A 21,154-nucleotide genomic window follows, 5' to 3' on the forward strand; every position below is an offset into this window, starting at 1 on the left:
ATGGGCGCAGTGACTTTGGAGCGCCCCGTCAAGACGGCGGTGCTGAACAAACACAAGGTCCGTGAGGGGTTGTCCACCGCCCTGCGGTTGTCACAACGTATTTTCCGTGGGCTCGGGCAGGGTAACGTGCTGGTGTTTCTGGGCCTGGTGACCGTGTTGATCGTTTCGGCCATCGGCGTGGTGGTGAGCTCCCATCAGAACCGGCAACTGTTCAATGCGCTGTCGCAGCTGCAGCAACAGCGCGACGGCTATCACCGGGAGTGGAGCCAGTTGCTGCTTGAGCAAAGCTCACTGGGTGCGCACGGACGCATCGAACAGCAGGCCGCGCAACAGCTGGGCATGACCGTGCCCGGCAAACAGGACATTGTTCTGGTACCCAACAAATACCATCGAGCCCAATAATCAAGGTGAGTCCGTTGCCCAGGCAGGAACGCAAGCGAACATGGAAGGTGATGCTGACGACGGGTCTCAAAGCCTGGCGTTTTTGTACCGTGTTTGTCGTGTTTTTGACGGTGGTCGGCATTCTCGGGTGGCGGTTGGTGGACTTGCACGTGGTTGATCAGGCGTTTTTACGCAAGCAGGGCGATGTGCGCACCATCCGCGTGGAAACCCTGGATGCGCACCGGGGGCTGATTACCGATCGCTACGGCGAACCGCTTGCTGTCAGCACGCCGGTGCAGACCTTGTGGGCCAATCCGAGCGAAGTCGACCCGCAAGATCCGCGACTGACGGCGGCCTCCCGATTGCTGGGGGTGAGCGAGGCCCGCTTGCGGGAACGGCTGAGGCAATACGCCGACCGCCAGTTTATATACCTTCAGCGCAAACTGGCCCCCGGCCTTGCCCGAGAGGTCATGGCGCTGGAAATACCGGGCTTTTACAGCCGTCGTGAATATCAGCGTTTTTACCCCGCCGGCGAAGTAACCGCCCACGTGGTAGGGTTCACCGGAATCGATGAACGCGGTCAGGAAGGCGTTGAGCTGTCCTATGACGACTGGCTCAGTGGCACCGTCGGCAGCAAGCGCGTGCTCAGGGATAACCGCGGTCGCAACATCAAGGATTTGTCGCTGATCCGGGACGCCAGTCCGGGGCGGGATCTGGCGTTGAGCCTTGACCTGCGCTTGCAGTACCTCGCCTACCGGGAACTGAAGGCGGTAGTGGCGGCGCATCAGGCCCGGGGTGGCACCCTGGTGATGCTGGACGTCCACACCGGCGAAATCCTCGCCATGGTGAACCAGATGTCCTACAACCCCAATGACCGGAGCCAGCTCAGTGCGGACCGCATGCGCAACAAGGCAGTCACCGATCTGTTCGAACCGGGCTCGCCCATGAAACCGGTGGCCATGGCCGCCGCACTGTCGACCGGTAAATACCATTTGTCGAGCACCATCGATACCTCTCCCGGCTACCGCCGGTTTGGCCGTTTCACCATTCGTGATACCGGCAATTTCGGCAAGGTTGATCTGACCACCATCATTGCCCGCTCCAGTAATGTCGGCATCAGCAAAATCGCCAACGACATCGGCGGCGATGTTATTCGCGATCTGTACTTTCAGCTGGGCCTCGGGCAGTCGACCGGCATTGGTTTCCCCGGCGAGGCCGTGGGTGTGTTACCGGCCCCGCCGCGCTGGCGACCGGTGGAAGAGGCCACCCTGTCGTACGGTTATGGTCTGAGTCTGAACGCGTTGCAGCTGGCTCAGGCGTACATGGTGCTCGCCAATGGCGGCATCCGTTACCCGCTCAGCTTGCTGCGGGTTGAGACCCCACCGGCAGGCGCGCGCATCTTGTCCGAAACCGTCACCCGGGAGGTGCGCGACATGCTGCGTGAAGCCGTGGCAAACGGCACCGGCCGCCGCGCTCAGCCGGCACTCTATTCGGCCGGGGGAAAAACCGGCACGGTTCACCTGGTCGGCAAACATGGCTACGAAGACAGTCAGTACAAGGCGGTGTTTGCCGGCATGGCGCCGATTGATAACCCGAAAATCGTCACCGTGGTGGCGGTGGATGCGCCTCAGGCCGGCGAGTATTACGGCGGTGAGGTTGCGGCGCCGGTGTTTTCCCGGGTGATGGGGGATGCGCTGCGTTTGCTGGACGTCAAACCGAAACTGGAACTGAGCGGCACGGTCAATAGCACTGGGGGACAAGGATAATACTATGTGTATCACTTCTCTCAGCAAGTTGCTGCAGAACATCGCCGAGGTGCCGTCGGTGTTTGATGTCACCATTCACGGGCTGGCCACCGACAGTCGACAGGTCAGGCCCGGCGACGCCTTTGTGGCGCTCGCGGGTAGCCGGACACCGGCGGACCATTACATCGACGAAGCCATCGATCGGGGTGCGATTGTTGTGTTGGAGGATGCTCTGGCGGACGGCGAACTTCGCACCGAGTGCTACGAGCATCGCGGTGCACTGCGGGTGCCGGTGCCCAGGCTGCGAGGCTTGCTGGGCAAGATCGCCGATCGTTTCTTCGAGTATCCCTCGCAATGTGTGCGGGTTATCGGGATCACCGGGACCAACGGTAAAACCTCGGTGGCCCAGTATGTGGCGCAATTGCTGACCCACACCGGCAGCCTGTGCGGCGTCATTGGTACCCTCGGCAACGGTTTGTTGGGTGCCGTCGAACCGGGTTCGCACACCACCCCCGACGTGGTGGCCGTCAATCGTGCCATCGCCAGAATCCACGACCAGCAAGGTCGTGCGGTGGCGATGGAGGTGTCGTCCCATGCTCTGGACCAGGGCCGGATTGACCGGGTGATGATCACCGGGGCGGTCTTCACCAACCTCACCCGGGACCATCTGGATTATCACGGCTCGATGGAAGCATACGGGGCCGCCAAAGCGCGGTTGTTCGCCCGCGAAGAGCTGCATTTTGCCGTAGTGAATTTTGATGATCCGTTTGGTCGTCAGCTGTATCAGCAACTGGAGGGCAAGTGTGATCGCGTGCGATACAGCCTGCACGAGGCCCAGGTTGAACTGTGGCTGACCCGCTATCAGCCCTCGGCCACCGGATTTGAGGCATCGGTCGATGGGATTTGGGGGGCGTTCGATATTTCTGCGCCGCTGCTTGGCAGTTTCAATGCCAGTAACCTGCTCGCCGCCATGGGAGTGGTGCTCAGTCTGGGCGTGCCCGTGGCGCAACTGATCCCCGCCGTGGCGAAACTGACATCCCCGCCCGGTCGGTTGGAGTCCTATCTGGGTGCCAATGGCGTGCAGGTGGTGGTGGATTACGCCCACACCCCCGATGCACTGGCCAATGCGTTAGCTGCCTTGCGAGCCCACACCGGCCAGCGGCTGATTTGTGTGTTTGGCTGCGGCGGCGACCGGGACGCCGGCAAACGTCCGGAAATGGCGGAGCAGGCCGAACGCGGGGCTGATCTGGTGATTGTCACCGATGACAACCCCCGGACCGAATCCCCCGCCGCGATCGTGGCGGATATTATGGCCGGATTTGCCAACCCGCAAGCCGCGTTGGTGATACACGACCGGGCGGAGGCCATTCGGCGCGCAGTCAGCCTGGCTCAGGCCGGGGATGTGGTGCTTGTCGCCGGCAAGGGGCACGAGAGCTGGCAGGAAGTCGCGGGCGAGAAACTGCCCTTCAGTGATGCGGCACATGTACGTCGGGCCCTCAGGCTCCGGGACGGTGTCGCATGATGAGCAACTTCACTCTGGCGCAAGCGGCTGGCTGGCTGGGCGCAGATCCTGCAGGGCTGACGGGTGACCGGCAGACCGAATTCAGTGACGTGTTCACCGACACCCGCAACGGTTGCCCGGGCGCCCTGTTTGTGGCTTTGCGGGGCGAGAATTTTGATGGCCACCGGTTCCTGCAGGCGGCCAAAGACGCAGGCGCGGTCGCGGCGGTGGTGGACCAGTTCCAGCGTGACGTCGCCTTGCCTCAGTTGGTGGTGCCGGATACGGTGCACGCCCTGGCGATCCTGGCGGGTGCCAATCGTAACGCCGCCACGCTGCGTGTTGCGGCCATCACCGGCAGCAGTGGCAAAACCACGGTCAAGGAGATGCTGGCCGCGATTCTGGCTCAGGCCGGTGAGACTCTGGCTACCCAGGGCAACCTGAACAATCACATTGGCGCCCCCCTTACGCTGTTGCGGCTCAGCCCCCACCACCGTTTTGCGGTGATCGAGCTGGGCGCCAGCGGGCTGGGGGAAATTGCGCACACCGTGGCCATTACCCGGCCGGACGTCGCCATCATCACCAACGCTTCGGAAGCGCATCTCGAAGGGTTTGGCGGTTACCAGAACATTGTGACCGCCAAGGGCGAGATCATCGACGGCGTCGGTGTCGGGGGCGCGGTCATTTTGAGTGCCGATGACCCCGCCTATGCGCAGTGGCGCCAGCGCGCCGGCGAACGCACCGTGATCAGCGTCAGTGGTGCGGCCGATTCGCAGGCGGATTACAGCCACGAATTGCTGCCGGGCAGCGGCGAAACCCAGGCATTCCGGGTGCTCGGACCGGAAGGTTGGACCGTGTCGGTGAGCCTTGCTCTGCAGGGGAGTCATAACATCGTCAACGCGTTGCTGGCCACTGCGGCTGCGCGCCAGCTGGGGGTGGATCGGGCGAGCATTGCGGCGGGTCTGGCTGCGGTGACACCGGTCAAGGGTCGCCTGCACACCAGAATGTTGACGACCGGGGTGACCCTGATCGATGACAGTTACAACGCCAACCCGGCGTCGCTGAAAGCCGCACTGGGTGTGCTGGCGGCCGCTGACGGACAGCGCATCGCGGTGCTGGGGGCCATGGCAGAACTGGGCGCAGAGTCCATGCGCCTGCATGAAGAAGTGGGGGCAAAGGCCCGCGCCCTGGGAATCGAGCGCCTGATTGTGGTCGGCCCCGGTGGAGAGGGTTACGCTTCAGGGTTTGGCGAGCAGACGGAACACTGTGACACCCATGCAGCAGCGATCGAATACCTCGCTGAGCAAGTGCTCGCGAACCCATCAACGCTTCCGGCAACCCTGTTGCTGAAAGGATCCAGAAGTTCCGCCATGGATGTCGTGGCGGATGGTCTCTTACAGAAGGTGAAGTCTACATGCTGCTCTGGCTGACAGAGGTTTTGTCACAACATTTTTCGGCACTGACCATGTTTCAGTACCTGACCCTGCGCGGAATTCTGGGGGTGCTGACCGCGCTGCTGATTTCGCTGCTGGTGGGTCCCTACATGATCCGCAAACTGAGCCAGTATCAAATTGGGCAGGCGGTGCGCGATGACGGCCCGCAAACCCATCTGAGCAAGGCCGGTACGCCCACCATGGGTGGTGCACTGATTCTGGTGGCCATAGGGGTCAGTACCCTGCTGTGGGCGGATCTGGGTAACCGCTATGTGTGGGTCACCATTCTGGTGACCTTGCTGTTCGGGGCGATTGGTTGGGTCGATGACTATCGCAAGGTGGTCGAGCGCAACCCCCGTGGTTTGCCGGGCCGCTGGAAGTATTTCTGGCAGTCGGTGATTGGCGCGGCCGCGGCCGTTGCGCTTTATGTGACCGCGGTACTGCCGCAGGAAACCTCGCTTTATGTGCCGTTTTTCAAGAACGTCTCGCTGACCCTGGGGCCGCTGCTGTTCATCCTGCTGACCTATTTCGTCATTGTCGGCAGCAGCAACGCCGTCAACCTCACCGACGGTCTGGACGGTCTGGCAATCATGCCTACGGTGATGGTCGCGGGGGCGCTGGGAATCTTTGCCTACGTTTCGGGCCATGTTCAATTTGCCAATTACCTGCTCATACCTCATCTGCCCGGCGCCGGGGAGCTGATCGTATTTTGTGGCGCGATCGTGGGCGCCGGGCTGGGCTTTTTATGGTTTAACACCTATCCGGCACAGGTGTTTATGGGCGATGTGGGGGCACTGGCGCTGGGGGCTGCGCTCGGCGTGGTGGCCGTGATTGTGCGTCAGGAAATTGTGCTGTTCATTATGGGCGGTGTGTTTGTCATGGAAACCGTCTCGGTGATTTTGCAGGTGGCCTCGTTCCGTCTGACCGGCCGGCGGATTTTTCGCATGGCGCCCTTGCATCATCATTTTGAACTGAAAGGCTGGCCGGAGCCCCGCGTTATTGTGCGGTTTTGGGTGGTCACCGTGGTGCTGGTCCTGATTGGACTGGCGTCCCTGAAGATACGCTAGGCGAAGCAGAGTGTTATGAGCATCATAGGGTCGGATCGTCGCACACTGGTTGTAGGGCTCGGTATCACCGGGCTTTCCTGCGTGCGCTTTCTTCGTGCCCAGGGTCGCGCGGTGGTGGTGGCCGACAGCCGCCTGCAGCCGCCGGGGTTGGCGGAGCTCAAGGCGGGCTGGCCGGAAGTGGTGGTGCATCTGGGCCCCTTCGACGGTGACCTGTTTGCCGGTTTCAGCGAATTGGTGGTCAGTCCGGGGGTCAGTGTGGCCGAACCGGCCATTCAACAGGCAGCGGCGGCCGGTGCCCGTATTGTGGGCGATATCGACCTGTTCAGCCGCGAGGCCAACGCCCCGGTGGTGGCCATCACCGGTTCCAATGGCAAAACCACGGTGACCACGCTGCTGGGAGAGATGGCAATTGCCGCTGGGTGGCAGGTTGCCGTGGGGGGCAACATTGGTACCCCGGCTCTGGATCTGCTCGATGACACGGTCGAGCTGTATATTCTGGAACTGTCGAGTTTCCAGTTGGAGACCACGGACGACCTGGGAGCCCAGGTGGCGACGGTGCTCAACGTCAGTGACGACCACATGGACCGTTACCCCGACAAGATGGCCTATTACCAGGCGAAGCAGCGGGTGTTCCGCGGCTGCCGGCAAGCCGTGGTCAATCTGGACGATGCACTCAGCACGCCCATGGCGCCCTATAAACCGGTACTGCGCTGTTTCGGCTTCAACCGGGTCAACCCTGACACCTTCAGCACCCGCGAGGATGAACAGGGCACCTGGATTACCTTCGGATTCGACAACCTGCTGCTGGCCGATCGCCTGCAGATGCTGGGCCGCCATAACATCAGTAACGTCATGGCCGCGCTGGCGCTGGGTCAAGCGGCCGGTTTGCCCATGGACGTGATGGTGAGCGTGGCCCGGAACTTCCGCGGATTACCACACCGCTGCGAGTGGGTGCGGGAGCTGGCCGGGGTGGTCTATATCAACGACTCCAAGGGCACCAACGTGGGGGCCACCGTTGCTGCCATTGAGAGTCTGGCGCCCCCCGATGGCAAGCTGGTGCTGATTGCGGGCGGAGCCGGGAAAGGGGCCGATTTCCAGCCGCTGCGCCAGCCTGTCAGTGCCCACTGCCGCGCGGTGGTGCTGTTCGGCGAGGACGCCGCACAGTTGGCCTCTGTGCTGCCTGAGACGGTCGCCGTCAGCCGCGCCGGCTCCCTCCAGGAGGCCGTGCTGGCAGCACGGGGGCTGGCCCGGGCGGGTGACCGTGTACTGCTGTCCCCGGCCTGCGCCAGTCTGGACATGTTCAAGGACTATCGCGAGCGCGGCGACCAGTTCCGCACTTTGGTGGAGGGCTTGTCATGAGCGATCTGCGCCCCTTGCCATGGTTGCTGGTCAGTGCGGTTGCGCTGCTGGTGCTGGGGATCATCATGATTTCGTCGGCCTCCATGGATATGGCCGCGGAAACTCTGGGTAACGGCTATCACTACATGATCCGCCAGTTGCTGTTTGCCGGACTGGGTTGTGCATTCGCCATTGGCGCTGCCAATGTGCCATTGGCCTGGTGGGAGCGCAGTGGCTGGCTGCTGTTGGGTATCGGTCTGGCAGTTCTGGTGCTTGTATTGACGCCCCTTGGACATACGGTGAACGGCTCGACCCGGTGGATTCCGTTCGGACTGTTTAACGTGCAGGTGTCCGAAATCGCCAAACTGTGTTTGATTGCTTATCTGGCCGGTTACGTGGTGCGCCGGCGGGACGAGCTAATGAACAGCTGGTCCGGTTTTTTCAGGCCCATTGGCGTGTTGTGTGTGGCGTCCTTTTTACTGGTGATCGAGCCCGATTTCGGCGCTACGGTGGTGCTGATGGCCGCCGCTCTGGGGATGATCTTCCTCAGCGGGGTGCGCATGAGCCGGCTGTTCCTGCTGATCGGTTTCTGTCTGTCCATGGGGGCGGTGCTGGTGGTGACCCAGCCCTACCGGCTGAAGCGGGTAGTGAGCTACCTCGACCCGTGGAAAGACCAGTTCAACAGTGGCTATCAGCTGACCCAGTCGCTGATCGCTTTCGGCCGGGGTGACTGGACCGGCGTGGGGCTGGGTAACTCGGTCCAGAAACTGTTTTATCTGCCCGAGGCCCACACAGATTTTATTTTCGCCATCGTGGCGGAAGAGTTCGGCTTGCTGGGGTCGTTGCTGGTGCTGGTGCTGCTGGCGGTTCTGGTGATAGCCGGATTGGTGATTGCCCGTAATGCAGAGCAGGCGGACATGCCATTTGCCGCCTGTTTTGCCTATGGCATTACCCTGCTGATCGGGCTGCAATCCTGCATCAACATTGGCGTCAACACCGGGTTGCTGCCCACCAAGGGGCTGACGTTGCCGCTGATCAGTTACGGCGGCTCCAGTCTGATGGTGACCTGCGTCAGCCTCGGAATTCTGGCGCGGGTTGAGATGGAGCGGCTGGACAAGCTGGAACAGACACCGGCCAAGGTGGCTCCGGCCCCGCAACGCAAGTCTTATGGGGGGGCGCGGTGAGTAAGCGACGCTTTCTGATCATGGCGGGTGGCACCGGCGGGCACGTGTTCCCGGCGCTGGCCACGGCGCGGGTACTGCAGGCCAGAGGACACGAAGTCCACTGGCTCGGTTCCGAGGGCCGGATGGAGCAGCGCCTGATCGGTGAGACCGACATTCCGCTGTCATTGATTGCGGTGTCCGGCTTGCGCGGTAAAGGCAAGCTGGCGTTGCTGGCGGCCCCGTTCAAATTAACGCGGGCGCTGCTGCAGGCACTGCGGGTGGTGCGTGCCGTCCAGCCGGACTGTGTCATCGGCATGGGAGGCTTTGTAACCGGACCGGGTGGGCTGGCCGCCTGGCTGACCCGCACCCCCTTGGTGGTGCACGAACAAAATGCGATTGCCGGGCTGACCAACCGGATTCTGGCGCGCTTTGCCACCACAGTGATGGAAGCGTTCGCGGGCAGCTTTGGCAAGGGCGTGGTCACCCGGTGTACCGGTAATCCGGTGCGCCAGGACGTGGCGCTCTTGCCGCCTCCGGAGGCGCGCCTGGCCGATCGGAGCGGCCCTTTGAGGCTGTTGGTACTGGGCGGCAGTCTGGGGGCCCAGGCCATCAATGAGCAGGTGCCGCAAGCGCTGGCACTGCTGCCGGAAGAGCAGCGTCCGCAGGTGCGGCACCAGTGCGGTGAGCGCCAACTGGAACTGACCCGGCAGGCCTATGCCGAAGCGGGCGTGAGTGCGTCCATAGAGCCCTTTATCAACGATATGGCGGAGGCCTACGGCTGGGCGGATCTGGTATTGTGCCGCTCCGGTGCGCTGACGGTGGCGGAACTATGCGCCGCCGGTATCGGCGCCATTCTGGTGCCTTTTCCCCATGCGGTGGACGATCACCAGACCCACAACAGTCAGCCAATGACCGCTGCCCAGGCAGCCATTCTGATGCCGCAAGCCGGGCTGACCGCGCAACGGCTGGCAGACACACTGACGGACCTCGGGAGCAGTCGTTCCCGGGTGATAACCATGGCGGAGTCGGCTCGAGCGCTGGCACGTCCCGACGCGACGGAGAGAGTAGTGAACTATTGCCTGGAGGCCGCAAATGCCTGAACCGACGAATTCGACCCTGGCTTACCAGGCACCCGAAATGCGGCGCATCCGTAACATTCATTTTATCGGTATTGGCGGAGCCGGCATGAGCGGCATTGCCGAAGTCATGAAAAACCAGGGATACGACGTCTCTGGCTCGGATATGCGGGTTAGCGCAGTCACCGACCGGCTGAAAGCCCTGGGAGTGACCGTGCAAATCGGTCATCAGGCCAGTAACAGCGCCACCGCAGATGTGGTCGTGGTGTCGTCAGCGGTAGCCGACGACAATCCTGAACTGGTGTCGGCCCGGGCGCGCCGGGTACCGGTGGTACCCCGGGCCGAAATGCTGGCGGAGATCATGCGCTACCGTCACGGCATTGCGGTGGCCGGTACCCACGGAAAAACCACCACCACCAGTCTGATTGCCTCCATCCTGGGCGAGGCCGGACTCGATCCGACCTTTGTGATTGGTGGCAAGTTGAACAGCGCGGGCAGCAACGCCAAGCTGGGTGGTTCCCGTTATCTGGTGGCCGAAGCGGATGAAAGTGACGCCTCGTTTCTCCATTTGATGCCCAATGTGTCGGTAGTGACCAACATCGAAGCCGATCATATGGACACATATGGTGGTGACGTAGGCCGTCTGAAGCAGACGTTTATCGACTTTCTCCACAACCTGCCGTTTTATGGCGTGGCGGTGATGTGTGTGGACGACCCCTACGTGCGGGACATTCTGCCGCGTATATCCCGCGCCATCATTACCTACGGCATTGATAACCCGGATGCGGATTACCGGGCCGAAAACATTGAGTCCCGTGGCCTGACCACGCGGTTTACCGCCAGACGTCCCGGTGGCCGCCGAGATCTGGAGGTGGAACTCAAGATGCCCGGCCGTCACAACGTTGAGAACGCCCTGGCGGCAATTGCGGTGGCCACCGATGAAGGGGTGAACGATCAGGCCATTCTTGCCGGATTGGCCGATTTTGCCGGGGTGGGGCGCCGCTTTCAGGTCTATGGCGACTACCAGACCAAAAACGGACTGGTCACCCTGGTGGACGATTATGGCCATCACCCCACCGAAGTGGATGCGGTGATCAAAGCCGCCCGTGGCGCCTTTCCGGACCGGCGCCTGGTGATGCTTTACCAGCCCCATCGCTACAGCCGTACCCGGGATCTGTATGAAGACTTTGTGCGCGTGCTGTCCGAGGTCGATGGGCTGTTGTTACTGGATGTGTATTCCGCGGGAGAAGCCGTCATCCCCGGTGCCGATGGTCGCGCGCTGTGCCGCAGCATCCGCTTGCGGGGTGCGGTTGAGCCGGTGTTTGTGGAGGAACACAGTGAAATTGAACGATTGCTCGAGGCAACGCTGAGGGACGGCGATTTGCTGATCACCCAGGGTGCCGGTGATATCGGTGCTGTCGCGACGCGGCTGGCGGCCGCAGGAGTGATACCCGGTGAATAAAGCACCTCTGCAAAACTACCAGGTGGATGCCGCTACCCGCAAAGCTCTTGGCCGGGTCGCTGTATTCATGGGCGGCGACTCCGCCGAGCGTGAAGTGTCCCTCAACAGCGGACGGTCCGTACTCAATGGGCTGCTGGCAGCTGGTGTGGACGCGATAGGTCTGGACGTCCAGGGGTGTTTGCTGCAAACCGTGACCAATCCGCAGTTCGACAGGGTCTTCATCGCCTTGCACGGACGTGGCGGTGAGGACGGCACCCTGCAGGCCATTCTGGAGCAGGCGGGCATTCCCTATACCGGGAGCGAAGTGATGGCGTCCGCGCTGGCTATGGACAAATTGCGCACCAAGTACGTGTTCCAGGGATGCGGTTTGCCCACCCCCCGGTTCCGCGCCATGGCGTCGGCAGAGGAGGCGGATGCCATTCTGGCCGAATTAACCCTGCCGCTCAGTGTCAAGCCGTCCCGGGAAGGGTCCAGTATCGGTATTTTTAAAGTCACCAATCGTGACCAGCTGGTGACGGCCTACCGCAATGCCAGTCAGCACGACCCGCTGGTGTTGGTGGAAGAATGGGTGGAAGGTCCGGAGTTTACGGTCGCCGTGTTGCAAGGCCAGGCGTTGCCGGTTATCGGGCTCAGCACCGACAACGAGTTTTATGATTACGACGCCAAGTATCTGGCTGAGGATACCCGCTATCAGATTCCCAGCGGGCTTGCGCCAGAGCTGGAACAGGCACTGAAACAGTTGTCGGTGGACGCCTTCCGGGTGATCGGATGCCGTACCTGGGGCCGGGTCGACATCATGCAAGATGCGCAGGGTCAGTTCTGGCTGCTCGAAGTGAATACCGCTCCGGGTATGACCGACCACAGCCTGGTCCCCATGGCGGCCAAGGCCGCGGGTATCAGTTTCGAAGAACTGGTGGTGAGAATCCTTGCGGACACTCTGGAGGTTGCCGGTGATTGAACGCGTCCTGTTGCGCAGTCGGGTCATGCCTGAAGATCCGCCCAAGCGGCGGGGAGCCACCTCCTTCACCGCGGAGCAAGAGCGCTTCGGCACCTTCAGAGCCCTGTGGGCCGCGATCCCGTGGACGCAGGTGGGGCTGGGCGGGGTCATTGTGCTGCTCGCGGCACTGGTGCCCTGGGGGGCGAGTCAGGTGCTGACCGCGCTGGACCGGCAAATTATGTCGGTGGACGTCAAAGGCACCCTGGTCGGGGAAAACCGCACCGAGCTCGAGCAGCGGGTCAACACTTGGGTCGGTAAGAGTTTCTTTGCCACCGACCTGGCGGAAATCAAACGCGATCTGGAGCAGCGCCCCTGGGTCGAAACCGCCGCCGTGCAGCGGGTGTGGCCGGACCGGTTGCAGGTGGAAATACGTGAGAAAAAACCATTGGCCTACTGGAACGACGACAAACTGGTCAGCCGGTCGGGGGTCTTGTTTGCACCGGAGAGTCGCGACGCTGCAGGTGCCCTGCCGCATCTGTCGGGACCGGATGACCGGGTGCGGGACGTGATCGAAATGGCGAGAAGCATGGTCGACGTACTCGCAGCCCACGGCCTGGTGTTCGCGGGTCTGACGCTGGAACAACGGGGCGCCTGGACCCTGCATCTGGCCAATGGCATCGAAGTGGCGCTGGGGCGCGATCAGGTTGAGCAGCGTTTCGAACGCTTTATAACCGTTTATGAGGGCCAGCTGGCCACTCGTGCGGATGAAGTCAAACGGGTGGATGCGCGATACACCAATGGTGTCGCGGTGCAGTGGAGGCCACTGAATGGGGTCTCTGCAAACAAATCATAGCATCACCTTCACAGAATCACGGTTTGGTGAAATACATGTCATCGGTTGATACGGAAAACATGATAGTCGGCCTGGATATCGGAACCTCCAAAGTGGTTGCGATCGTTGGCAAGCGCACCCTGGACGGCACCATCGAAGTGGTCGGCGTGGGTTCCCATCCATCCCGCGGTCTGAAACGGGGCGTCGTGGTGAATATTGAGACCACGGTGCAGGCGATCCAGCGGGCCATCGAAGAGGCCGAGTTGATGGCCGGCTGCCGGATTCATTCGGTGTACGCGGGGATCGCCGGCAGCCATATCAAAAGCCTCAACTCCCACGGCATTGTTGCCATCCGCGATCGGGAGGTGACCCAGGCGGATATCGACCGGGTCATCGATGCAGCCCAGGCGGTGGCGATCCCGGCGGATCAGAAAGTCCTGCACATTCTGCCGCAGGAATTTGTGATTGATAACCAGGAGGGGATCAAAGAGCCCATGGGCATGTCCGGTGTGCGTCTGGAAGCCAAGGTGCATCTGGTCACCTGTGCGGTCAATGCGGCCCAGAACATCGACAAGTGCATTCGTCGTTGCGGCCTGGATGTCGACGACATCATTCTGGAACAACTGGCGTCCAGTCATGCGGTACTGACCGAAGACGAAAAAGAGTTGGGCGTCTGTGTGGTGGATCTCGGTGGCGGGACCACGGACATCGCCGTGTTTACCGGCGGAGCCATACGCCATACCTCGGTTATCCCGATTGCCGGTGACCAGGTCACCAACGACATCGCCATGGCGTTACGCACGCCTACCCAGAATGCGGAAGAGATCAAAATCAAATACGCCTGCGCCCTGACCCAGCTGGCGGGGGCGGATGAAACCATCAAGGTACCGAGCGTCGGCGACCGGGCCCCCCGTGATTTGTCGCGGCAGGCACTCGCCGAGGTGGTGGAACCGCGCTACGAAGAGTTGTTTACCCTGGTGCAATCTGAATTGCGACGGTCCGGCTTTGAGGAAATGATTCCCGCCGGGGTCGTCATTACCGGCGGTTCATCCACCATGGAAGGCGTGGTTGAACTGGCGGAAGAAATTTTCCACATGCCGGTGCGGCTTGCCTGTCCGCAGGCTGTCTCCGGGATGACGGAAGTTGTAAACAACCCGATTTACGCCACCGGCGTCGGGTTGTTGATTCATGGTTTCCGACAAATGGATCTTGGTCGGGAGCCGGTGCTCAAAGCGGAGGATGCACCGTCCCTGGTTGAGCGCATGAAGAGCTGGTTCACGGGCAATTTCTGACCGCGAACCTGCGCATTGAACCGTCCGGAAGAAGACGGAAAACGAAGGTATCTCGAACGTAAGGCCTCAGTAAATAATCAGCCGGCAATGGGCTGACAACAGCACGAAGGAGTAAGGACATGTTTGAATTAGTGGATAGCATCCAGCAAAACGCGGTGATCAAGGTCGTCGGCGTGGGCGGCGGCGGTGGCAATGCCGTACGCCACATGTTTAACAGTGATGTCGAGGGGGTGGAGTTTTTCTGCGCCAACACGGATGCGCAGGCCCTCGCTGATATGGACGCCCGTCAGGTCATCCAGTTGGGTGGCAACATCACCAAAGGTCTGGGGGCCGGCGCGAACCCCGAAATCGGGCGCCAGTCTGCCCTTGAAGATCGGGACCGTATTGCCGAAGCCATCAGTGGCGCCGACATGGTCTTTATTACCGCCGGGATGGGTGGCGGAACGGGTACCGGTGCGGCTCCGGTGGTGGCCGAAGTGGCCCGCGAGCTGGGTATACTCACCGTAGCGGTGGTCACCAAACCGTTCATGTTCGAAGGTGCCAAGCGCATGAGTCTGGCTGAGGCCGGACTGAAGGAACTGGAAGAATGCGTGGACTCGCTGATTACCATTCCCAACGAGAAGCTGTTGTCGGTTCTGGGCAAGAAAACCAGTCTGCTGGATGCCTTCGCCGCCGCGAATGACGTCCTGCTGGGAGCGGTTCAGGGCATTGCCGATCTGATCACTCGCAACGGTATGATCAACGTGGACTTTGCAGACGTGAAAACGGTGATGTCGGAAATGGGCATGGCGATGATGGGCACCGCCGTGGCCACCGGTGAAAACCGCGCCCAGGAAGCCGCCGAGGCAGCCGTCCGCAGTCCATTGCTGGAAGACGTGAACCTGCAGGGGGCAAAAGGCATTCTGGTCAACATTACCGCCGGTATGGACCTGAATCTGGGCGAATTCTCCGAGGTGGGCGACATCATCCGCGAGTTTGCGTCTGACTCGGCAACGGTGGTTGTGGGTACGGTGATTGACCCCGACATGGTGGATGAAATCAAAGTGACCGTGGTGGCTACCGGATTGGGTGGCGACCGGGACAAGCCCACCAAAGTGGTGGATAACACCCGCACTCTGGATGGCACCACCGATTACCGGCAACTGGATCGTCCCGCGGTATTGCGTCGTCGCGCGGTGTCCGAGGGTAACGTTGCGCTGGATCAGAGCAAAGAGGCGATGGAGCAGGGGGTGGAGTATCTCGATATTCCCGCATTCCTCCGTCGTCAGGCAGACTGATAGTCTGGCGGTAACACTCTGTGTGAGGGTCTGGTCGTTGCTCCGGCACAACCTGGCGCCATATGGATTACCGTAAATCATGAGCTGAATCAGCGCCCTGTAATATCGGGCTGGCTGAATAGTATTCAGTTTCGTTTTTTGGTACTCTGCGGGCATTATTTTGCCTAAAGATATCGATTCCTTGTGACGGAAATATGTAGCGATGATCAGACAACGGACGCTTAAAAACACCATCCGCGCTACGGGCGTAGGTTTGCACTCGGGTGAAAAGGTGTATCTGACCCTGAAACCGGCGCCGGTAGATTCAGGTATCGTTTTCCGGCGTACCGACCTGGATCCGGTAGTGGAGATCAAGGCGTGTGCGGAAAACGTGGGTGAAACCATGCTGTCGACGACACTGGTTAAAAACGATGTTCGTGTAGCAACAGTCGAGCACCTGTTGTCTGCCATGGCCGGTCTGGGCATCGATAACTGCTTCGTTGAGCTAAGCGCTGCCGAAGTGCCGATTATGGATGGCAGTGCGGGGCCGTTTGTGTTCCTGTTGCAGTCGGCGGGCATAGCCGAGCAGGATACGGCTAAACGCTTCATTCGGATCAAGCGCGAAGTAACCGTTGAAGAAGGTGATAAAAAGGCCACGTTTTTGCCTTTCGAAGGCTTCAAAGTCAGCTTCAGCATCGACTTTGATCACCCGGTGTTTAAAGGACGGGCACAAACAGCAACCGTGGATTTTTCAAGCACCTCGTTTGTAAAAGAAGTGAGTCGCGCGCGTACGTTCGGTTTCATGCGTGATATTGAACAGCTACGGGCCATGAACCTGGCGCTGGGTGGCAGCGTTGATAACGCCATTGTTGTTGACGATTATAAGATTCTCAACGAGGACGGTCTTCGTTACGAAGACGAGTTCGTCAAGCACAAGGTGCTGGATGCGATCGGTGACCTGTACCTTTTGGGTAACAGCCTGATTGGGGAATTCCACGGCGTCAAATCCGGCCACGGGCTGAACAATAAGCTGTTGCGCAAGCTCATTGCCGAAGAAGATGCCTGGGAAGTGGTGACCTTCAGTGACGAGGCAAAAGCGCCGATTTCTTACGTAAAACCGGTCCTGGCCGTTCAGGGTTAACGCAGGAAGCGTTAGCTGCGAGCGTGTCCCGCGAGCTTTTCGAGAATCTCGCGTAAGTTTTTATCCTTCGTGTGCCCGGCTTCCTCTCTGAGGAGTCGGGCATTTTTTTCGCTCAACGGCACCGGTTCCCGATGAACCGAAGTTGTGTGACGGCGCGGACTGACTTTGATCCGGCACTTCCACACGTAGCGAAACCGGGCATTCTCCCGCAGGGACTCCATGATTTGATGCTGGCGGAACCGGAGTTGACTGGCCACAATGGCCGACTCCACGCTGAGGCACAACTCGCCATCGACACAGCTGACGAAGCGCACCCCCTGGGACAAGGCGTCCGGAATGGCAGCAAGCACCTGTTTTTCCGCTTGTTGGTGCTGCTGCGCTTTGGTCAGCAGTTCATTCAGAACCGGAGTCTGACGGCGGGTATCCGGTGTTAAGATCAGGTTGGTTTTCTTTTTCATACCGGGTTTGGGCTCGACGGCAGTGGATACGATTGGTTACACTTCGGCACGGTTAAGTCAGAACGCCTGTATTACACTCTTTTACCTTGTTATCCGGAGTGTGTCCATGCCGTGCATTTCTGGCTCCTGACCGGACCCGGGTCACTGCGATGGAATGCACTCGATTCCCCCGGCGAGGGTGTTATTGCCTGAATACGGATGTACGGCAGCCCCGCCTGATCGCAGGAGACGCAGCCCAACTGGAATGTGTGGCGGCTCCGCAATGTATTCAGATGACGATATGAACATAATATTTGTAGGCAAACGACACGGGCAGTCCCGGGTAGTGGCGGTGGGTCCGGTCCTTGGCTTGACCATTGTGGCCCTGGTTGTGACCTTGCTCGCCAGTGCGATCGGCCTGGGCTATGTGCTGGCAACCGCCACCGCGCCCGCAAATGACGACATGGTGCCCGCCTTTGTGGTAGCCCAGTGGCAGCAACACCTGGCGGAGCAACAGCGGGAGTTGGATGCCGTGCGGCTCACCACCAGTCAGCAGGTCGACGCGCTGACCCTGAGACTGGGTGAGATGCAGGGTCGGCTGCTGCGCCTTGATGCCCTCGGGCAACGTTTTGTCGAGTCGGGGGTGGTGACCAGTGAAGAGTTTGACTTTGAGCAGCCCGCGGCCGTGGGTGGGCCGGACGAGGGCATGCCCGGAGAGTCCCTGGCCACACCCGAGTTGAGTGCGGTGATCGCCGAGCTCGAGTCACGCATCGCCGGTCGGGAACAGCAACTGCGCTTGCTGGACTCCTTGCTGTCGCGTAAGCGTCTGGAGGACCAGCGTTTTGTTGCTGGCCGCCCGGTCACCTGGGGGTGGCTGTCCTCTCCCTACGGGTACCGCACTGATCCGTTCACGGGCCGGCGTACCTGGCACGGCGGTGTCGACCTGGCGGGTAAGGAAGGCAGCGATATTATTGCCGTGGCGGCGGGGGTGGTGACCGTTGCTGAAGATCGGGGCGGCTATGGTAACCTGATCGAGGTGGATCATGGCAATGGGCTGGTCACCCGATATGCCCATTGCAAGTCACTGAAAGCCAAAGTGGGTGACATAGTACAAAAGGGGCAGGTCATTGCCTTGATGGGCAGCACCGGCCGCTCCACCGGTCCCCACGTCCATTTCGAGGTTTTGCGTAATGGCAGAACCGAAAATCCAGAGCATTACATTCGCCGGGCCAGCCGCTAACAGGCTGGTTTGTATAGCGATTTAACAGACTTTGGCCGGTATCGTGCTACCTGTCTTATTTACTTTTGTGAAATAAGGGTAGAATGCCGGCTTCCTCCGTTTAATCTAAAGAAGCAGTGGTCTATGTTCACAAAGCTTGCAACCAAGATGTTCGGTAGTAAGAACGCTCGAGAAATCAAGAGAATGCGCAAGGACGTAGAGCGCATCAATGCACTTGAAGAGCAATTTGGTGGTTTGACTGAAGCCGAGCTGCAAGGCAAAACCGCCGAGTTTCGTCGTCGTCTTGCAGACAAGGAAACGCTCGATGCGTTGCTGCCCGAGGTGTTTGCAACCGTGCGTGAAGCCAGTCGCCGGTGCATGAACATGCGTCATTACGATGTGCAGCTCATTGGCGGCATCACCCTGCACGAAGGCCGCATTGCCGAGATGAAAACCGGGGAAGGTAAGACCCTGGTGGCGACCGCTGCGGTTTATTTGAACGCCCTGTCGGGTAAAGGGGTTCATGTCGTTACGGTCAATGATTATCTGGCCAAACGGGATGCCGAGTGGATGGGCAAACTGTATCGCTATCTGGGCATGGAGGTGGGCGTTATTGTCGCGGGCCAGTCCATCGAGGAAAAGCGGGCCGCCTATCAGGCAGACATCACCTATGGCACCAATAACGAGTTCGGCTTCGATTACCTGCGGGACAACATGGCATTCAGCACCGCGGACAAGGTTCAGCGGGGCCTGCACTACGCCATTGTTGATGAAGTTGATTCGATTCTGATTGATGAGGCCCGTACCCCGCTGATTATCTCGGGCGCGGCCGAAGACAGTTCCAAGATGTACCGGGATATCAACGAACTGATCCCGAATCTGGAGCGCGGCGAAGAAGACCCGGAGGGCGGCGAAACGACCGGCGATTTCACCATCGATGAGAAAACCCGTCAGGTGGATCTGACGGAAGCAGGGCACGAAAAGGTTGAGGAACTGCTGCTGGCACGTGGCCTGCTGCGGGAAGGCGAGAGCCTGTATTCCGCCACCAACCTGAGCCTGCTGCACCACATCCATTCGGCGTTGCGTGCCCATTACCTGTTCCAGAAAGACGTCGACTACATTGTGCAGGGCGACCAGGTTGTTATTGTCGATGAGCATACCGGCCGCACCATGCCCGGGCGTCGCTGGAGTGAAGGTTTGCACCAGGCGGTTGAGGCCAAAGAAGGGGTCAACATTCAGGCCGAAAGCCAGACTCTGGCGTCCACCACCTTCCAGAACTATTTCCGCTTGTATGACAAGCTCGCCGGGATGACCGGTACGGCCGACACGGAAGCCTTCGAATTTCGCCAGATCTACGCTCTGGATGTGGTGGCCATCCCGCCCAACAAAGAGATTCAGCGGATCGACTATAACGACCTGATCTATCTGACTCAGGAAGAGAAATTCCATGCGATCATAGATGAGATCAAAGACGTGACGGCCGAGGGGCGGCCGATTCTGGTGGGTACCGCGTCCATTGAAGCCTCGGAGTTGCTGTCGGCCCTGCTGAAAAAAGCCGGGATTGAGCACAAGATCCTCAACGCCAAGCAGCACGAGAGCGAGGCCCAGATCATTGCCCAGGCCGGGCGGCCCGGTGCCGTGACCATCGCCACCAACATGGCCGGCCGGGGTACGGATATCGTGCTTGGCGGTAACTGGGAATACGAAGCGGCCGCTTTGGAGAACCCCACCGAGGCCCGGCTTGAACAGCTGAAAGCGGAGTGGACCGAGGCCCATACCCAGGTGTTGGCCGCCGGCGGCTTGCACATTATCGGAACCGAACGGCACGAGTCACGCCGGATTGATAACCAGTTACGCGGCCGTGCCGGACGACAGGGTGACCCAGGCTCGTCCCGGTTCTTCCTGTCGTTGGAAGACAATCTGATGCGCATCTTTGCGCCGGACCGGGTCAAAAGCCTGATGCAGGCGATGGGTATGAAGAAGGGCGAGGCCATCGAACATCGCATGGTCACCAATGCCATCGAAAAATCCCAGCGCAAGGTGGAAGGCCGCAACTTCGACATGCGCAAGACTTTGCTGGAATACGACGACGTCGCTAACGACCAGCGCACCGTAATCTACGACCAGCGCAACAGCGTGATGGCGTCGGACGACATTTCCGACATGGTCACCACCATCCGCGAAGACGTGGTGGCAGGTCTGGTGCAGGAGTTCATCCCGCCACAGAGCATGCCGGAACAGTGGGATATCCCCGGTCTGGAAGCGCAGTTGCAAACGGACCTGGCGGTCGAGTTGCCGGTGCAGCAGTGGCTCGATGAAGACAGCAATCTGTATGAAGAAGCGCTGCATCAGAAGATCCTCGATGCGGTGGTGGAGGCCTATACCAGCAAGGAAGCAGTCGTTGGCGCCGAACCGATGCGCAAGTTTGAAAAACAGGTGTTCCTGCAGGTGTTGGACACCTTGTGGAAAGAGCACCTGTCCAACATGGATCATCTGCGTCGTGGCATCCATTTGCGGGGTTATGCCCAGAAAAACCCCAAGCAGGAATACAAACGCGAAGCCTTCAACCTGTTCGAGAGCATGCTTGAGAGCATGAAGAGCGACGTGATCCGGGTGTTGTGCCACGTCAAAGTGCAAAGCCAGGAAGAGATGGAAGAGGTCGAGCGCCGTCGTAAAGAGGCGCTGGAGCGGGAGCTTGCCGCCGCCCGGTTACGTCACGACGGCTCCCCGGCGGCACAACAGGGCGGCCAGGAGGGCACCCCCGCAGGCGCGGCTGATACCTTTGTCCGTCAGGAGCGAAAAATCGGGCGGAATGAGCCCTGTCCGTGCGGGTCCGGCAGAAAATACAAGCAGTGCCACGGCCGGGTCAGCTGACCG

17 protein-coding genes are annotated in these 21,154 nt (G+C 60.3%); 16 read left to right on the top strand and 1 reads right to left on the bottom strand.

Going from position 1 to position 21,154, the window contains the following annotated elements:
• From ftsL to lpxC, 14 genes are all read left to right on the top strand, one after another.
• Positions 1-402, top strand: a complete 402-nt coding sequence (gene ftsL / locus BG841_RS09660; protein ID WP_070057461.1) for a cell division protein FtsL — start codon at positions 1-3, stop codon at positions 400-402.
• 50 nt (positions 403-452) lie between these two features.
• Positions 453-2,147: a peptidoglycan D,D-transpeptidase FtsI family protein gene (locus BG841_RS09665; protein WP_070057462.1), complete on the top strand. Its 1,695-nt coding sequence runs from the start codon at positions 453-455 to the stop codon at positions 2,145-2,147.
• 4 nt (positions 2,148-2,151) lie between these two features.
• The gene (locus BG841_RS09670) at positions 2,152-3,648 is read left to right on the top strand and encodes a UDP-N-acetylmuramoyl-L-alanyl-D-glutamate--2,6-diaminopimelate ligase (protein WP_070057463.1); all 1,497 of its coding nucleotides are present in this window, start codon (positions 2,152-2,154) and stop codon (positions 3,646-3,648) included.
• Positions 3,645-5,054: a UDP-N-acetylmuramoyl-tripeptide--D-alanyl-D-alanine ligase gene (locus tag BG841_RS09675; RefSeq protein WP_070057464.1), complete on the top strand. Its 1,410-nt coding sequence runs from the start codon at positions 3,645-3,647 to the stop codon at positions 5,052-5,054. Before BG841_RS09670 ends, BG841_RS09675 begins: the two co-directional genes overlap by 4 nt.
• Entirely contained in the window at positions 5,039-6,124 is a 1,086-nt protein-coding gene (gene mraY, locus BG841_RS09680; protein WP_070057465.1) for a phospho-N-acetylmuramoyl-pentapeptide-transferase, read from the top strand. Before BG841_RS09675 ends, mraY begins: the two co-directional genes overlap by 16 nt.
• 15 nt (positions 6,125-6,139) lie before the next feature.
• Positions 6,140-7,483 carry a UDP-N-acetylmuramoyl-L-alanine--D-glutamate ligase gene (murD, locus tag BG841_RS09685; RefSeq protein WP_070057466.1) on the top strand — a complete coding sequence of 448 codons (1,344 nt, stop codon included), beginning with the start codon at positions 6,140-6,142 and terminating at the stop codon, positions 7,481-7,483.
• Entirely contained in the window at positions 7,480-8,646 is a 1,167-nt protein-coding gene (gene ftsW / locus BG841_RS09690) for a putative lipid II flippase FtsW (RefSeq protein WP_070057467.1), read from the top strand. The genes murD and ftsW overlap by 4 nt, the downstream gene beginning before the upstream one ends.
• Complete coding sequence (murG, locus tag BG841_RS09695) at positions 8,643-9,725, top strand: undecaprenyldiphospho-muramoylpentapeptide beta-N-acetylglucosaminyltransferase (protein ID WP_074454330.1); 1,083 nt, start codon at positions 8,643-8,645, stop codon at positions 9,723-9,725. Before ftsW ends, murG begins: the two co-directional genes overlap by 4 nt.
• Positions 9,718-11,163 carry a UDP-N-acetylmuramate--L-alanine ligase gene (gene murC / locus BG841_RS09700; RefSeq protein WP_070057468.1) on the top strand — a complete coding sequence of 482 codons (1,446 nt, stop codon included), beginning with the start codon at positions 9,718-9,720 and terminating at the stop codon, positions 11,161-11,163. The genes murG and murC overlap by 8 nt, the downstream gene beginning before the upstream one ends.
• Entirely contained in the window at positions 11,156-12,121 is a 966-nt protein-coding gene (locus BG841_RS09705) for a D-alanine--D-alanine ligase (protein WP_070057469.1), read from the top strand. The genes murC and BG841_RS09705 overlap by 8 nt, the downstream gene beginning before the upstream one ends.
• Positions 12,114-12,953 carry a cell division protein FtsQ/DivIB gene (locus BG841_RS09710; protein ID WP_070057470.1) on the top strand — a complete coding sequence of 280 codons (840 nt, stop codon included), beginning with the start codon at positions 12,114-12,116 and terminating at the stop codon, positions 12,951-12,953. The genes BG841_RS09705 and BG841_RS09710 overlap by 8 nt, the downstream gene beginning before the upstream one ends.
• Positions 12,954-12,988: 35 nt before the next feature.
• A complete protein-coding gene (gene ftsA / locus BG841_RS09715; RefSeq protein WP_070058775.1) occupies positions 12,989-14,224 on the top strand; it encodes a cell division protein FtsA in 1,236 nt (411 codons plus the stop codon).
• A 119-nt stretch (positions 14,225-14,343) separates the two neighbouring features.
• Complete coding sequence (gene ftsZ, locus BG841_RS09720; RefSeq protein ID WP_070057471.1) at positions 14,344-15,501, top strand: cell division protein FtsZ; 1,158 nt, start codon at positions 14,344-14,346, stop codon at positions 15,499-15,501.
• A gap of 202 nt (positions 15,502-15,703) precedes the next feature.
• Positions 15,704-16,621, top strand: a complete 918-nt coding sequence (gene lpxC / locus BG841_RS09725) for a UDP-3-O-acyl-N-acetylglucosamine deacetylase (RefSeq protein WP_070057472.1) — start codon at positions 15,704-15,706, stop codon at positions 16,619-16,621.
• Positions 16,622-16,632: 11 nt separating this feature from the next.
• Here lpxC and BG841_RS09730 read toward each other — a convergent pair whose 3' ends face one another.
• Positions 16,633-17,079, bottom strand: a complete 447-nt coding sequence (locus BG841_RS09730) for a DciA family protein (RefSeq protein ID WP_070057473.1) — start codon at positions 17,077-17,079, stop codon at positions 16,633-16,635.
• A gap of 280 nt (positions 17,080-17,359) precedes the next feature.
• Here BG841_RS09730 and BG841_RS09735 point away from each other — a divergent pair, with 280 nt between their 5' ends.
• Positions 17,360-18,298, top strand: coding sequence for a M23 family metallopeptidase (locus BG841_RS09735; RefSeq protein ID WP_228141636.1), 939 nt, complete (start codon positions 17,360-17,362; stop codon positions 18,296-18,298).
• 123 nt (positions 18,299-18,421) lie between these two features.
• Positions 18,422-21,151: a preprotein translocase subunit SecA gene (secA, locus tag BG841_RS09740; protein ID WP_070057475.1), complete on the top strand. Its 2,730-nt coding sequence runs from the start codon at positions 18,422-18,424 to the stop codon at positions 21,149-21,151.
• The last annotated feature ends 3 nt before the right edge of the window (positions 21,152-21,154 follow it).

This window comes from Marinobacter sp. X15-166B (genome assembly GCF_001752365.1).
Lineage (GTDB): Bacteria > Pseudomonadota > Gammaproteobacteria > Pseudomonadales > Oleiphilaceae > Marinobacter.